Genomic DNA, 13,698 nt, shown 5'->3' with positions numbered 1-13,698 from the left:
AGCGCGGTACTTCAGTGGGGCCGGGAGCCCGGGGGCCGGACGGTCGCGGTCACGACGTCGGCGAAGCGGTGGGCGACGGTGCGCCAGGTGTCGGTGGCCGTCGGTTCGTCGCGCAGGGCCAGGGCGTGCAGCGTCTCCGGGGCAGGGGCGCCGTGCCGGTCCAGCCGGTCGCGGTTCCAGCCGCGGATGTGCTCGGCCGAAGCCTCCGGGTGGAACTGCACGCCCCACGCCGCGGGACCGACGCGGAAGCCCTGGTAGGGGCAGTGTTCGCTGCGGACCAGCCAGCGGGCCCCGGCGGGCAGCGCGGTGATGGCGTCGACGTGGTTCTCGATGGCCGCGGGGTGCGCGGGCAGACCCCGGAACACCGGGTCCGTGGCGGCCTCGGGGCGCAGGCTGAGCCGGGTGCTCCCGAATTCGGGCGTCCCGTGGTTCCCGCGTACGTCCCCTCCGGCGACCTGGGCGAGCATCTGGCCGCCGAGACAGATGCCGAACATCGGTGTCTCCTCGGCGAGGGCCTGGCGCACGAGCTCCCGGGTCGCGGGCAGCCAGGGCGCGTCGACGTCGTCGTCGGGCAGGTGGGCGCCGCCGAGGACGATGAGCGCGGGGTGTTCCAGCCGGTCCGGGACGGGTTCGCCCTCGTACGCGTGGACCACGCGCGGAGTCACCCCCCGCTCCGCCAGCCACTCCGTCCACCGGCCCAGCCCTTCCCCGGGCTGGTGCTGGACGACCAGCGCCGTGGCTGTCGCGCCGCTGACGGTCATGGGGTGCTCCTGCCCTCGTCCATGACAGGAATATGCCCCGGTCACCCCCAGGTGTGAACGTCAGGCCGGAGGTCGGGCGCAGGGTTTCGACTGCGGTAGCGTAATCGCGTCATCACGCTGTGTGTGCAGGTGCATACATGGCGCGGTCCCCGGACGTGTGTAGGAGCACAGCCCGAGGACCTTCACCGCCAGTGGAATCGGATGCAGGAGTCCACCAGGATGCTTTGGCATGCTATCTCGCCGTCCCGCGGCTACACGAAGGCCGCGAACGAGCTGATCCGTAGTCAGCGTCTGAGCAGTGACGCGAAAATCCTCCTCCTCTACGTGCAGGGGCTCCCCGCCGACCGGCGTGGCGTGGCCCTCAGCGAGCACGCGCGGACCCTCGGGATCACCGGACGGGCCTACCAGAAGGCCAAACACCTGCTGATCGCACACGGATACCTCCATGAATGGCGCCGACAGGGCGGGCGGGGGTTCTGGGCGACCGAGCAGCTGCTCGCCAACGTCGTCCTGACCCCGGAAGAGGCGAGGGGTGCCCGGGACGGGGGCCCGGTGGCGCCGGTCCCGCTTCCGGGTGCGCGGAAGCCGATGGTCGGTCAACCGGGGGGTCGCTCCGTCGGTGGTCAAGAACCGGTGGAGGAAGAACGGGAGAAGAACTCTTCCCACCCACCCACCGAACCGGCTGAGCCGAGCCAGGAGTCGGCCTGCGACGAACCGGAGGCGGCGGAGGCCGAGCGGGTGCTGCTGTCCCTGCGGCACACGCACCGGTCGCTGCATCTGGGGGTCGCCGAGGCCCGCAAGCTGGTGAAGCTCGCCGTGGTGTGGCTGCGGCGCGGTGTCACGGCCGGTGAGATGCGCCAGGTGCTGACCGGAGACCTGCCCGCCGACGGGGTGCGGTCGGCCGTCGGGTTCCTGCGGCACAGGCTCGTGCAGAAACTGCCCGAGGAACCGCCTCCCGCGCCCCGGCCCGAACCGGCCCCTCCCGTAGCGCCGTTGGTCGTCTGCGCGGGTCCGGGGGAGGAGCACCTCTTCCGGCCGCATCCGGATGACGACGACGGGACGCGGTGCGGGGCGTGCCGCCGGGCGGCGGCGCGGGCCGTGTGGGCCGAGGCCGAGCGAGCCCGGATCGCGGCTGATGAAGCCGGACTGGTGGACGCCGACGGTGATTCCCGCGCCCGTACGCCGTGGCGGGAGAGGTTCGCCGCCGTCCGTGGAGCCGGGGCGGACGCGGACATGGGTGTGCCCGGCCGGTGAACCTCCACCGGCCGGGCACCTCGGGACCTCCGGTCAGTCCTTGATCTCGATCTTCTCGCCGTTGGCCGTGGCGGCGGGCACGGCGGGCGTGGTGCTGCCGCCCGCCTTGCCCTGGAGGTTCCGGAGCAGCGCGCCCAGGTCGACGCCCGTCGTGGAGTTGAGGAGCTCCAGCCCCTGGGCCACGTTGTCGGTGACCGTGCGGGACAGCTGGCTCGCGCCGTCCGTCGAGATGACGGTCAGCTTGTCGATGGCACTGAGCGGCTCGGCCGCCTTGGCGACGACCTGGGGGAGCACCTCGACGAGCATCTGGAGGACGGCCGCGTCGCCGTACTGCGCGAAGGCGTCCGCCTTCTTCTGCATGGCCTCGGCCTCGGCGGCGCCCTTCGCGGCGATGGCGGCGGCCTCGGACTCGCCCTCGATGCGTACGGCGTCGGCGAGGGCCGAGCGGTGGAGCTTCTCGCCCTGACCGGTCAGGCGGGAGCGCTCCGCGTCGGCCTCGGCCTCCTTGACCTGGGCGATGCGGCGGGCCTCGGCCTCCTGCTCGGCCCGGTAGCGGGCGGCGTCGGCGGGCTTGCGGACCTTGGTGTCGAGCTCACGGTCGGTCAGGGCCGCCTGGCGTTGGGCGACCTTCTCCTGCTCGGCGAGGACCTCCTGCTGACGGGCCGCCTCGGCGAGGGGGCCCGCGGCGTTGGCCTTGGCCGCGGCGGCCTCGGTCTCCGCCTTGATCTCGGCCTGCTTGAGGTAGAACGTCCGCTCGGCGATGGCGATCTCCTCGGCCGCCTTCAGCCGGGCCTGCTCGGAGGCACGCCGGGCGATCGCCTCGGCGATGTCGGCCTCCTGCTTGGCGCGCGCCGCCTCGGGCCGTCCGAGGTCCTCGAGGTAGGAGCCCTCGGTGGTGATGTCCTGGATCTGGAAGGCGTCCAGGATGAGGCCCTGGCCGGAGAGGCTGGCCTCCGCCTCCTCGGCCACCTGCCCGGCGAACGCCGCGCGGTCGCGGATGATGTCCTCGACCGACATGCGGCCGACGATGGCGCGGAGCGCCCCGGAGAGCACTTCCTGGGTGAAGCCGACGATGCCGTTCTGCTGCTGGAGGAAGCGCTGGGCCGCGGCGCGGATCGCGTCCTCGCTGCCGCCGACCTTGACGATCGCGACGCCCTCCAGGTTGGACTTCACACCGCGCAGGGTGACGGCGCCGCGTACGGCGACGGGGATGTGCCGGCTGGAGAGGTCCAGGGTGAACTTCTGCTGGACGAACGGCACCACGAAGACGCCGCCGCCGACGACGACCTTCTGGCCGCTGTTGTCGATGCTGGTGCGGCCGGTCACCGGATCGGTGGACTTCTTGCCGCGGCGGCCCGTGATGATGAAGGCCTGGCTGGGCCCCGCGACCTTGTACCGGGTGATCACGGCGAGGCCGAGGAGCACGAGAAGGACGACGATGCCGATGACGGCGATGACTACTGGACTCATGAGTGGTGTCCCCCCTGCCCTCCCGACGGGACGGCAGTGTGTTCGCTGTACGGGTTACGGACAGGCGTGTGGCTCGCTGGTGGGTCAGCGCTCGACGGGGCGGACGGTGACCGAGGTGGTCGAGAGGGTGGCCTCCACCCAGATCTCCGCGCCGCGTTCGACCGGGGCGGCGCTCTTCGCCGCGTACTTCACGGTCTGTCCCGCGAGCCGCAGCAGGACCTCGCCGTAACCGTCGGCCGGGATCGGTGTGACCACGGATCCCGAGGTGCCGACGAGGTCGTCGCCGCGCGGTGTGGCCGTGGTCTGATCCCGCATCAGGGCCTGGCTGAACTTCCAGGTCAGCCAGGCCGCGACGAGGCCCGCGAGGGCGCCCGCCGCGATCGCCACCGGGACGCCGGCCTCGGTGGTGCCGAGGACGATCGCTCCCCCGAAGCCGAGCATGGAGAGGAAGCCGGCGATGACGGGCAGCGAGAGCAGGCCGTCGAAGAAACCGTTCAGCAGCCCGCCCAGCGCGTCTCCGAGGAGTCCTTCGAGGATCCCGTCGAAGATGAGGGAGAGCGTGAGCAGTGCGATCCCCGCCATGCCGAGACCGAGAAGAACGGTCACGTGATCACTCCCCCGGTGTGCGGTGTCCCCCGACACGTTTCCGTCGAACTGACTGAATGGTCCCATGCGGGACCTTGCGGGGGTACTGCCGGAGTCCGGCAGTTTTCAGGGAGTTCCGATGCCGGAAAGCTGCGCGGCGAGCGTGTCGAGCGACTGGAACGTCGCGCCCAGCAGCGCGACGTGCTTCCACCGCAGCACCCCGTCCGGTCCGATCAGGAAGACGGAGCGGCGTACGCCGATGCCGGGCGCGGCGACCCCGTAGGCCCGGGTGGTCTCCCGCCCGGTGTCGGCCAGCAGGGGCATGCGCAGGTCGTGGCCCCGGGCGAAGGACTCGTGGCTGTCCACACCCTGTGGACTGATTCCCCAGACCTCGGCGTCGAGGCCCTCGAAGGTCTCCAGGCCCGAGGAGTAGGAGCAGAGCTGCTTCGTGCAGACGGCCGTGTTGTCACCGGGGTAGAAGGCGAGTACGACCGCCCGGCCGCGCGCGGCGGAGAGCGTGTAGTCACGCCGCTCGAAGGTGTCGTCGGAGAGCACGCCACCGGGGAGGGTGAAATCCGGTGCCAGCTGGCCGATTTGGGGTCCTGACGCCATGTCGGGGGCTCCTTGGGTCGCGTACGGGAACGGTTCGTGCCTCGTACAGTGAACGGCACTTTCCACGCATCGACACGTTCGACCCATCCGTACACCGTCCGGCACCGAATATGGGGTGAGTGCGCGGGCGTCGGCCCCGCACCTCGATCGGGAGGTACGTGTGGCCGGAAGACCGCCGTCGGCAGCGGTACTCATCCTCCACGGCGGCTACGAGACGGGGCTGGCGGCACCGGCGCCGGGCGCGATGAACCTGCCCGGTCTGCGGATGCTGCCGGTCGCCCGGGTCGTGGCCCGCGCGGTGCGCGGTGACTCCGGGGTGCGCGTGCAGCGGATCCGCTACACGCACCGCGGCTGGAACGGGCCCCGCGAGGACCCGCTGCACGACACACTCCGGGCGCTGGACGCCCTGGAGCGCGAGGCGGGCGACATCCCCGTGGTCCTCCTCGGCCACTCCATGGGCGCCCGCGCCGCCCTCCACGCCGCCGGGCACCCCCTGGTCCGCTCGGTGGTGGGCCTCGCCCCGTGGTGTCCGCCCGGCGACCCGGTGACCCAGCTGGCGGGGCGCGACGTCGTCCTGCTGCACAGCACCCGCGACCGGGTGACGAGCCCCCTGGCGTCCCAGTCGCTCACGGCGAGGGCCCGCCGCGCGGGCGCCCGCACCTGCCTGGTGACGATCCCGGGCAGCGACCACGCGATGATCCGCCGGGCCCCGGCCTGGCACCACCTCGCCGGCCTGCTGGTGAGCGGGCTGCTGGGGCTCTCCCCGGTGCCGAAGCGGGTCGAGGCCGCCTTCGGTCTGCCGCCGGGTGCGGCGGCCTCGGAGGGAACCCTGCCGCTGGACGGACTCGACGCCGGGGCCCCGCTCCCGCGGAGATGCGGGGCGGTACGGGGCGGCAGAGGATGAAGGGCCGGGTACTCGCCGGCCCGTGAGGGGCGGCGGCCCGGCATCCGCCGGGACGTATCTCCCCTGGAGGCTCCGTTGCAGGCCGAAGAGCACGCCGACCCGCCGCGCCCGGACGTGGCGGAGCTGGCCGCGCTGATCGGCGGCAGCCCGGCCGGCGTGGCCGTCCTCGACGCGGATCTCCGCTACGTCTACGTCAACCAGGCATTCGAACGGCTCAACGGCATGCCGGCCGCCGCCCACCTGGGCAGGACGGCGGACGACGTCCTGGCGGAGGTCGACGTCCGGACCGACGTGGTGCACCGGGTGCTGGGCGACGGCAGGGCCCGCGCGGTCACCGTCGGCGCGCGGACCCGGACGGATCCCGCCGTGGTGCGGCGCTCCTGGCGCATCTCCTACCACCGTGTCGAGGAGGGCGGGCGGGTGCTCGGCCTGGTCGGCATCGCCCAGGAGATCACGTCCACCCAGGACGACCGGGAGGAGCTCGAACGGGCGAGGAGCTATGTGGCCCTCCTGGACAGCGCGGCCGCCAGCATCGGTACGAGCCTCGACGCGGATGCCACCTGCCAGGAACTGGCGGAGTTCGTGGTGCCCGTCATGGCCGACATCGCCGTCGTCGAGGTGCTTCCCGAGTCCGGGGGGCAGGGCAGACGTGAGCCGGCGCCCGGGGCGCTGCGCGTGCGGCGCGCGGGGCTGGCGGTCGTCCCCGAGCTGGCCGAGGGCATCGCGCGGTTCGGCGGAGCGGGTGCGGACATCGACTATCCGCCGGACGCCGCGGTGGCCCGGTGCATGACGACCGGCGAACCCGTGATCGAGAACCTGGCCGACGACGTCTGGTTCGCCCGCTCGGCCCCTGCCCCCGAACGCGTCGCCGCCTACCGTGCCATCGGCCTGCACTCGGTGGTCGCCGTGCCGCTCACCGCGGCCGGCCGTCCGCTTGGTGTGCTGAGCCTGGTCCGGGCCGGCGACTCGCCGCCCTTCACCGAGGGCCTCGACGTCGTCGTCGCCCGCACGCTCGCGGGCCGGGCCGCCGTCGACGTGGACCACGCCTACCGCTACGCGCACGAGCACCGCGTCGCCCTGGAGCTCCAGCGCTCCCTGCTCTCCGACCCGCGGGTGCCGAACCGGGGCATCGAGATCGCCTCCCTCTACCTCCCCGCGGGGGAGGAGGCGGTGGTCGGCGGTGACTGGTTCGACGCCATCCCGCTCAACGGCGGACGCCACATGAAGGTGATGGGCGACGTGATGGGCCACGGCGTGGAGGCGGCCGTCGCCATGAGCAACTACCGCTCGATGCTCCGCCTCATGGCGGAGGACGACCTCCCGCCGCACCGCGTCCTGGAGCGCCTCGACAAGGCGGTCGAACGGTCCGGCCTCGACCGGGCCGCGACCTGTCTGATCGCGGTCGTCGACCGGCGGGAGGGGGTCTGCGAGGTGGCCAGCGCCGGCCACCCGCCGCCGGTGTTCATCGATCCCGGGGCACCCCGCGCCCGGGTGGCGCGGATCCCCGTGGGGCCGCCGCTGGGGACGGGCTTCGGCGGGTACAGCACGACGGTGCTGCCGTGCGGACCCGGGACGGTGCTGTTCATGTACACCGACGGCCTGGTGGAGCGCAGGGGCGAGGACATCGACGTGTCGATCGAGCGGCTCGGCGGGCTCACGATGCCGACGGGCGGACGGCTGGAGGACCTGCTCGACCGGGTCGTGGACCGGTACGCGGACACGGCCGAGGACGACATCGCCGTGCTCGTCTCCCGCAGCCGGGGCTACTGAACGTCCCCGTGGACAGCCGCCGTTGTCAGTGGTGGCTGAGAGGCTCCGGGGCATGGAACCTCTGCTCCTGACCGACATCGAAGCAGCCGTCCGCAGCAGCTGGGGCGCGGACACCACCACGCCCGCGCACCGGCCGCTGTGGGATCCCGGCAACCCGGCCCGGGACCAGTGCGGCGTCACGGCCCTCGTGGTCAACGACCTGCTGGGCGGCGACCTGATCCGGGGCGAGGTGCGGGTCGACGGCGAGCGCGTCGACTTCCACTGGTGGAACCGGCTGGGCAGGGGCGTGGAGATCGACCTCACGCGGGAGCAGTTCGGCGCGCACGAGATCGTGTCCGGGGGCGTGGTCGTCGAGCGCCCGGCGGAGATCGTCCGCCTCCGTGAGGAGTACGAGGTGCTGAGCGCCAGGGTGCTGGAGAGGCTGCGGGCGCGGACACGGGCGGAGGCGGCCTGAGCGGGGAGCCGGGCCCGTCACCCGGCCCAGCCCCGGCCCGTCACCCGGCGGGCTGCTGCTGGGAGCGTCCTCGCAGCCTGCGGGCCACGAGCAGGGCGGACGTGATCAGGGGCAGCAGCCCGGCCACGGCGTTCGCCGTCTCCAGGCGGTCCTGGTCGCCCCGCGTCCTGCGCATCCGTTTGACCGAGCGGACCACCGCGATCACGCTGCTGCCCAGACTCAGGACCAGACCGACCTTCGAGTTCGCTTTCCTGGCCATCGGCGTGCCTCCAGGTGACATCGCGGCGCGGCCCCCGCTTCCACGTAACCGGCTCGCGGGCAGGTCCGCAATCGGGGCCGGGCGGCGCACCGCATGGCTCAGACGAAGAGGAACCCGGCCGCCGTCGAGGCGCCCGCGGCCGCCCCGGCGGCGGTCTGGGCCACCGAGTGGTAGCCGAGCGCCACCCGTGACCAGCACACGGCCAGGGCCGGCACGGCCGCGCACAGCCACCACGGGGAGTGGGTGACGCAGAGAAGGGCGACCACGGCGGACGCGACCGCCGAGTCCACCGAGATCTTCCAGAGCGTGTTGACCGCCAGGAGCACCGTCGTCATGACCCACAGGGAGACCATCGCGACCAGGATGCCGAGCGGCGCACCGCCCAGGACCATGATCAGCGCACCGGTGCCGAGCGAGGCCAGGATCACCAGGAAGATGGGCGCCCGCTGCGTCCGGTCCACGACGTGCCGGTCCCCCCAGGTCCCGCGCCCGCGCTCCCACTCGATGTAACCGGCGGGGACGAGGCCCGCGCACAGGGCGCCGAGGAGACCCCAGGGGAGGCCGGTCCAGTCACCCGCGGAAGCCGCCCCGACGGCGAGCATGCCGACGAGCAGTACGTTGCGGGGCTGCAGGACGTCCGTGACCGTGCGGGCCACCGCGGTGGCCCTGACCGTGCCGTTCATGGTGTCTGTGCTCCGGGTCGCGCGGGCGCGCCGGCCAGGGAGGAACCGCTGTCCGCGCGTGAACGTAGCCCTTCACGACGGGGGATGCGTGAAGGGCTACGTGAGCAGTATGACCGTTCGCCGGTCTGCCGACAACTGACCGGTCGGTCAGCGCTGTTGGGGTACCCGGGCGGCCGCGGAGGGCTCCGTCCGGACTGCCCGCGGCACACGGCCGCGTGCGGGCGACGCCGGGGACGGAGGAAACCTGCCCCGGCGGCGATAGACATGACCTACCTCTATGCCTAGGGTTTCTTGTGCAGCCAGGCCAAATCGGTTGGTCGGGTGCGCAGCAGAAGAGGTGCAGATGCCCCCGGAATCCCCGTCGCAAGCCACGGGCCGTCTCGACGACGACGACTACCCCGCGTACACGATGGGGCGAGCCGCGGAGATGATCGGCGCGACACCGGGCTTTCTCAGGGCCATCGGTGAGGCCCGTCTCATCGCGCCTCTGCGTTCCGAGGGGGGCCATCGCAGGTACTCGCGGTACCAGCTGCGCATCGCGGCCCGCGCCCGTGAGCTGGTGGACGGCGGCACGCCGATCGATGCCGCCTGCCGCATCGTCATTCTGGAGGACCAGCTCGAGGAGGCCCTGCGCCTCAACGAGGAGCTGCGGCGGCCCGCGCCGGGCCGGAGCGGCGTCGATTCCTGACCGGTGCGCGGGTGTATATCTGTTTCGGTGGGCACAGAAATACGCGCAATGAGCGGTGAGAGTTTATGCCGTGCGCGGTGGAGCGGCGCCACAGTGATATGGCCTACAGCTCGCTTGTGCCCGAATCGTGCTACTGTTGATCTCAGTTGCAGTTGTGGTTCCCAAAACTTCAAGTGCCCTCGCCGTTTTCACTCCGGTGGGTGCGCTTTTGTATTTCCGGTCTTTTCCGGTCGGGGCAATCATTTGCGGCGACGTAGGACTCACACAGTGTGGGTCCACGGGCAACGCCCCGAAGGAGATATGACATGGCTACTGGCACCGTGAAGTGGTTCAACGCGGAAAAGGGTTTCGGCTTCATCGAGCAGGAGGGTGGCGGCGCTGACGTCTTCGCCCACTACTCGAACATCGCCGCCCAGGGCTTCCGCGAGCTGCAGGAAGGCCAGAAGGTGAACTTCGACGTCACGCAGGGCCAGAAGGGCCCGCAGGCGGAGAACATCACCCCCGCCTGATCGCTCAGGCGTACGGCGCAGCTGGGGCCCGCACCTTGGGGTGCGGGCCCCAGCTCGTTGCGTTTTCCCGGCCGCCGCCGCGCCGGTGCACCGACGGAATGATTCCCGGTGCGCGCGTGCCGCGGCACGGCGGTTATATGCAGTCATATGGAGTGCCGAATCCGGCCGGTTCATCCGGCGGACGGGCTTCGTTTTTCGTTAATTCACCGGCTCGTTCTTGCGATTCTTGGCGCCGTACATGGCTGCAGCCGCCCGGAAAGAATCCCTCGATACGTGCCATTCGAGGGAAGGGTTCTCCATTGAACCGCGATCGCACAGCTCGCACGAACGACCGATTTTCCCGGACACGGTCCGGCGGATCCGCAGGCAGTCGTACCGCCAACGGATTCCGCTCGTCGGGGTCCGGCCGACAGGGCGCGCCCGGCTCGCAGGGCCGCTCCGGCGGACCGAAGCGCTCCGGTGGCTACGGCCGCCGCTCCTCCGCCGTCTCGGGTGAATTCGCCCTGCCGGTGACCATCACCCCTGCCCTCCCGGCCGCCGAGGCCTTCGCGGACCTGGACATGCCCGAGCCGCTGCTCGCGGCGCTGGGCGCCGAGGGTGTCACCGTGCCGTTCCCGATCCAGGCGGCCACCCTGCCGAACTCGCTCGCCGGACGTGACGTCCTGGGCCGTGGCCGCACCGGGTCGGGCAAGACGCTCGCCTTCGGCCTGGCCCTGCTCGCCCGCACCGCGGGCAACCGTGCGGACGCGCGCCGTCCGCTGGCCCTGGTCCTCGTCCCCACCCGGGAGCTGGCCCAGCAGGTCACCGACGCGCTCACCCCGTACGCCCGGTCGCTGCGGCTCCGGCTGGCCACGGTCGTCGGCGGTATGTCGATCGGCCGCCAGGCCAGCGCGCTGCGCGGCGGCGCCGAAGTCGTGGTCGCCACGCCGGGCCGGCTCAAGGACCTCATCGAGCGCGGCGACTGCAAGCTCGACCGGGTCGCCATCACCGTCCTCGACGAAGCCGACCAGATGGCCGACATGGGCTTCATGCCCCAGGTCACCGAGCTGCTGGACCAGGTCAACCCCGAGGGCCAGCGCATGCTGTTCTCGGCCACGCTGGACCGCAACGTCGACCTGCTGGTCCGCCGCTACCTGCACGACCCGGTCGTCCACTCCGTGGACCCCGCGGCCGGTGCGGTGACGACGATGGAGCACCACGTGCTCTACGTCCAGGGCGCCGACAAGTACGCGACGACCACCGAGATCGCCGCCCGTGACGGCCGGGTGATCATGTTCCTGGACACGAAGCACGCGGTGGACAAGCTCACCGACCACCTGCTGCACAGCGGTGTCCGGGCCGCCGCGCTGCACGGCGGCAAGTCGCAGCCGCAGCGCACCCGCACCCTGGACCGCTTCAAGACCGGGCACGTCACGGTGCTGGTCGCCACGAACGTCGCGGCCCGCGGCATCCACGTCGACAACCTCGACCTCGTCGTCAACGTCGATCCGCCCAGCGACCACAAGGACTACCTGCACCGCGGCGGCCGTACCGCCCGCGCCGGGGAGTCCGGCAGCGTCGTCACGCTCGTGCTGCCCAACCAGCGCCGCGAGATGACCCGGCTGATGGCCGACGCCGGGATCACGCCCCAGATCGCCCAGGTCCGCTCCGGCGAGGCCGAGCTCAGCCGCATCACCGGGGCCCAGGCTCCGTCGGGTGTGCCCGTCACGATCACCTCCCCGGTGACGGAGCGCAAGGGCGGCGGTTCCGGTCCTCGTGGCCGACGCGGCGCGCGTCCCGGCCAGGGGCGTCGCTCCAACGCCAACACGGCGACGCCGCAGGCGCGTGCCGCGGCGGCGCAGCGCCGGTCCAACAAGGCCGCGTAGCCACCCGGCCGGCCCTCCGGCCGACCCTGTCCGGCATTCTCTTCGACCTTGTTGAGGCACCATGCGCTGTGTCATCGCCCGTTTCCCCTTCGATCTGTTCAAGAACGAGGTGGAGGACTCGATGAAGGGCATCAAGCCCGAGCCCGTCACGGGTGACGCTGTGGTCATCAGCCGCCGCGTCTACCCCGTCAAGCAGGTGGGCGAGATCATCACCCGCCAGGACCGCCGGGACTTCACCGCCGGCGAGGTGACCAGGGCGCTGACGCGTCTCGGCTTCACCTGCCGCCCCGCGGAGGTGCCCGCTCCCGCGGTGCCCCTCACCCCGCTGGAGAACGCGTCCGCGATGCTCGGGACGCCCGGCGACGTCTGAGCCGCGGTCCCGCGCCGCGCATCCGCACCCCCGAGGCCCTTCCGGCCCGGGGGTGCGGTGCGTCGGGGCCTCCCGGCTGTCCGCCGAAGCGGGGACGTCTGTAACAGTCCACGGGCACGCGCCTCGTGTCCGCGCCTCGGTCCCGCCCGGGACGCGAAGATCGTTCCGGGTCGCACGGACGGCCCGGCGAGGGGACGGGACGACATGAAGAGCAAGCTGACGGTGTTCGGGGCGGCCGTGCTGGCGTCTGTGCTTCCGGCCGGAGCGGCCCAGGCCGACGAGACCCACACCGACGCGCACAACGGGCCCCAGGTGGCGCTGATCGCGACGGGGCAGATCGACGATCCGCTGGAGGACGTCCTGGAGCACGCCACGCTCCTCGGCACGACGTACGTCATCGGCTGAGACCGTCCGGGGCGGCACCGCGCGGCCTCGGTTCTCCGGCACCGGTGGCGGCCGGGCCCGGGGGCGCGAGGTCAGGGAGGGCACAATCCGGCCCCCCTGATCCCGCCGGATCCGCTCAGGGAGTCAGGACGACCTTCCCGGTGGTCCGGCGCGCGAGCAGGTCCTCATGGGCGCGCCGTGCCTCGGCGAGCGGGTAGCTGCCGCCGGTCACGGGCCGGAGGCGGCCCTCGGCGACCAGGCCGAAGAGCTCCCTGAGGGGGCCTTCGACCGCACCGGGCGCGGCGAGGGCGGGGCGCAGCCAGAATCCGGTGACGGAGGCGTTGAGGCGGCCGAGCCGGGCCGGGTCGACCGGCGTGAAGCCGCTGCGGGCGGCGTTTCCGTAGGTCACCAGCCGGCCGAAGGAGGCCAGGGAGTCCAGAGCCCGGTCGAAGAGGTCTCCGCCGACGGCGTCCAGGACGACGTCCGCCTTCTCGGCGAGCGGGTAGGTGATCACGGCGTCCGCCCCGAGGTCCAGGACGAGCCGCTCCTTGGCCGGGGTGGAGACCTGGGCGAGGACCCGGCCCGCGCCGAACTCCCGGGCCAGCTGGACGGCGAGGCTGCCGACTCCGCCCGCGGCGGAGTGCACGACGACGCTCTCGCCGGGCCGCACCCGCGCCGCCGAACGCAGCAGGTGCCAGGCGGTCAGCCCCTGCACCATCAGGGCGAGGGCCTGGGCCGCGCCGAGATCCTCGGGGATCCGCACGAGGCCCGACACCTTCGCGGTCACCTGCTCCGCGTAGCCGTGCGAGACCCTGGCCAGCACCCGCCTGCCGTCCGGGGTGCGGCCGACGACCTCGCTGCCCGGGACGTACGGCAGGGCGTCGGCGGCGAGGTAGGAGCCGTCCACCTGGTGGGTGTCCGCGAAGTTCACCCCGGCGGCCTCGACGGTGACGAGCACCTCTCCGGGGCCGGCCACGGGTGCGGCCACTTCCACGGGGCGGAGCACTTCCGGACCACCGAAGCGGTCGAACTGGATGGCGAGCATGCCGCACGGTACCGCGGGTCCCTCGGACGGGCGTAGGGTCTGCGGTCGGCCGTCGGTCTTCGGTGCAAAGAAGGACGTAAAACGG

16 protein-coding genes are annotated in these 13,698 nt (G+C 72.3%); 9 read left to right on the top strand and 7 right to left on the bottom strand.

The features are described from left to right. Positions 1–11 precede the first annotated feature (11 nt). Positions 12–761, bottom strand: a complete 750-nt coding sequence (locus OG488_RS18230) for a type 1 glutamine amidotransferase (protein WP_329230560.1) — start codon at positions 759–761, stop codon at positions 12–14. 219 nt (positions 762–980) lie between these two features. Here OG488_RS18230 and OG488_RS18225 point away from each other — a divergent pair, with 219 nt between their 5' ends. After that, positions 981–2,015, top strand: a complete 1,035-nt coding sequence (locus tag OG488_RS18225; RefSeq protein ID WP_329230559.1) for a hypothetical protein — start codon at positions 981–983, stop codon at positions 2,013–2,015. Positions 2,016–2,048: 33 nt separating this feature from the next. On the opposite strand, the gene OG488_RS18220 is transcribed toward OG488_RS18225, so the two are convergent. The 3 genes from OG488_RS18220 to OG488_RS18210 form a co-directional block, all read right to left on the bottom strand. Then, positions 2,049–3,485, bottom strand: a complete 1,437-nt coding sequence (locus OG488_RS18220; protein WP_329230557.1) for a flotillin family protein — start codon at positions 3,483–3,485, stop codon at positions 2,049–2,051. Positions 3,486–3,569: 84 nt separating this feature from the next. Next, entirely contained in the window at positions 3,570–4,091 is a 522-nt protein-coding gene (locus OG488_RS18215; protein ID WP_329230555.1) for a hypothetical protein, read from the bottom strand. Between the two features lie 105 nt (positions 4,092–4,196). Next, positions 4,197–4,682: a peroxiredoxin family protein gene (locus OG488_RS18210; protein ID WP_329230554.1), complete on the bottom strand. Its 486-nt coding sequence runs from the start codon at positions 4,680–4,682 to the stop codon at positions 4,197–4,199. A gap of 160 nt (positions 4,683–4,842) precedes the next feature. Here OG488_RS18210 and OG488_RS18205 point away from each other — a divergent pair, with 160 nt between their 5' ends. From OG488_RS18205 to OG488_RS18195, 3 genes are all read left to right on the top strand, one after another. Continuing rightward, entirely contained in the window at positions 4,843–5,586 is a 744-nt protein-coding gene (locus tag OG488_RS18205) for an alpha/beta hydrolase (protein WP_329230552.1), read from the top strand. Between the two features lie 75 nt (positions 5,587–5,661). Beyond that, positions 5,662–7,356, top strand: a complete 1,695-nt coding sequence (locus tag OG488_RS18200) for a SpoIIE family protein phosphatase (protein ID WP_329230550.1) — start codon at positions 5,662–5,664, stop codon at positions 7,354–7,356. 52 nt (positions 7,357–7,408) lie between these two features. Beyond that, positions 7,409–7,810 (top strand): YunG family protein, encoded by a 402-nt coding sequence (locus OG488_RS18195; RefSeq protein ID WP_329230549.1) that lies wholly within the window; start codon positions 7,409–7,411, stop codon positions 7,808–7,810. Positions 7,811–7,850: 40 nt separating this feature from the next. Here OG488_RS18195 and OG488_RS18190 read toward each other — a convergent pair whose 3' ends face one another. Together OG488_RS18190 and OG488_RS18185 are read right to left on the bottom strand one after the other, a co-directional pair. Beyond that, a complete protein-coding gene (locus OG488_RS18190; protein ID WP_329230547.1) occupies positions 7,851–8,069 on the bottom strand; it encodes a hypothetical protein in 219 nt (72 codons plus the stop codon). 98 nt (positions 8,070–8,167) lie between these two features. Continuing rightward, positions 8,168–8,752 carry a hypothetical protein gene (locus OG488_RS18185; protein WP_329230545.1) on the bottom strand — a complete coding sequence of 195 codons (585 nt, stop codon included), beginning with the start codon at positions 8,750–8,752 and terminating at the stop codon, positions 8,168–8,170. A 343-nt stretch (positions 8,753–9,095) separates the two neighbouring features. On the opposite strand from OG488_RS18185, the gene OG488_RS18180 reads away from it, so the two are divergent. The 5 genes from OG488_RS18180 (at position 9,096) to OG488_RS18160 (ending at position 12,589) form a co-directional block, all read left to right on the top strand. Further along, entirely contained in the window at positions 9,096–9,440 is a 345-nt protein-coding gene (locus tag OG488_RS18180) for a MerR family transcriptional regulator (protein WP_329230543.1), read from the top strand. Positions 9,441–9,745: 305 nt separating this feature from the next. Then, positions 9,746–9,949 carry a cold-shock protein gene (locus tag OG488_RS18175; protein WP_031090619.1) on the top strand — a complete coding sequence of 68 codons (204 nt, stop codon included), beginning with the start codon at positions 9,746–9,748 and terminating at the stop codon, positions 9,947–9,949. 299 nt (positions 9,950–10,248) lie between these two features. Then, on the top strand, positions 10,249–11,814 hold the full coding sequence (locus OG488_RS18170) for a DEAD/DEAH box helicase (RefSeq protein ID WP_329230541.1): 1,566 nt from the start codon (positions 10,249–10,251) through the stop codon (positions 11,812–11,814). 61 nt (positions 11,815–11,875) lie between these two features. Then, entirely contained in the window at positions 11,876–12,184 is a 309-nt protein-coding gene (locus OG488_RS18165) for an SCO5918 family protein (protein ID WP_329230539.1), read from the top strand. 204 nt (positions 12,185–12,388) lie between these two features. Next, entirely contained in the window at positions 12,389–12,589 is a 201-nt protein-coding gene (locus OG488_RS18160; protein ID WP_329230537.1) for a hypothetical protein, read from the top strand. Positions 12,590–12,704: 115 nt separating this feature from the next. Here OG488_RS18160 and OG488_RS18155 read toward each other — a convergent pair whose 3' ends face one another. Beyond that, on the bottom strand, positions 12,705–13,613 hold the full coding sequence (locus tag OG488_RS18155) for a quinone oxidoreductase family protein (RefSeq protein WP_329230536.1): 909 nt from the start codon (positions 13,611–13,613) through the stop codon (positions 12,705–12,707). Between the last annotated feature and the right edge of the window lie 85 nt (positions 13,614–13,698).

The organism is Streptomyces sp. NBC_01460 (assembly GCF_036227405.1).
Taxonomy (GTDB): Bacteria; Actinomycetota; Actinomycetes; order Streptomycetales; family Streptomycetaceae; genus Streptomyces.
Note: the sequence above shows the minus strand (reverse complement) of the source record. Positions and strands in the feature narration are given on the sequence as shown.

Coding starts and splice junctions, on each gene's coding strand:
- OG488_RS18195 (WP_329230549.1), top strand. CDS start 7,409: ATGGAACCTCTGCTCCTGACCGACATCGAAGCAGCCGTCCGCAGCAGC.
- OG488_RS18230 (WP_329230560.1), bottom strand. CDS start 761: ATGACCGTCAGCGGCGCGACAGCCACGGCGCTGGTCGTCCAGCACCAG.
- OG488_RS18225 (WP_329230559.1), top strand. CDS start 981: ATGCTTTGGCATGCTATCTCGCCGTCCCGCGGCTACACGAAGGCCGCG.
- OG488_RS18160 (WP_329230537.1), top strand. CDS start 12,389: ATGAAGAGCAAGCTGACGGTGTTCGGGGCGGCCGTGCTGGCGTCTGTG.
- OG488_RS18165 (WP_329230539.1), top strand. CDS start 11,876: ATGCGCTGTGTCATCGCCCGTTTCCCCTTCGATCTGTTCAAGAACGAG.
- OG488_RS18220 (WP_329230557.1), bottom strand. CDS start 3,485: ATGAGTCCAGTAGTCATCGCCGTCATCGGCATCGTCGTCCTTCTCGTG.
- OG488_RS18155 (WP_329230536.1), bottom strand. CDS start 13,613: ATGCTCGCCATCCAGTTCGACCGCTTCGGTGGTCCGGAAGTGCTCCGC.
- OG488_RS18185 (WP_329230545.1), bottom strand. CDS start 8,752: ATGAACGGCACGGTCAGGGCCACCGCGGTGGCCCGCACGGTCACGGAC.
- OG488_RS18210 (WP_329230554.1), bottom strand. CDS start 4,682: ATGGCGTCAGGACCCCAAATCGGCCAGCTGGCACCGGATTTCACCCTC.
- OG488_RS18180 (WP_329230543.1), top strand. CDS start 9,096: ATGCCCCCGGAATCCCCGTCGCAAGCCACGGGCCGTCTCGACGACGAC.
- OG488_RS18190 (WP_329230547.1), bottom strand. CDS start 8,069: ATGGCCAGGAAAGCGAACTCGAAGGTCGGTCTGGTCCTGAGTCTGGGC.
- OG488_RS18175 (WP_031090619.1), top strand. CDS start 9,746: ATGGCTACTGGCACCGTGAAGTGGTTCAACGCGGAAAAGGGTTTCGGC.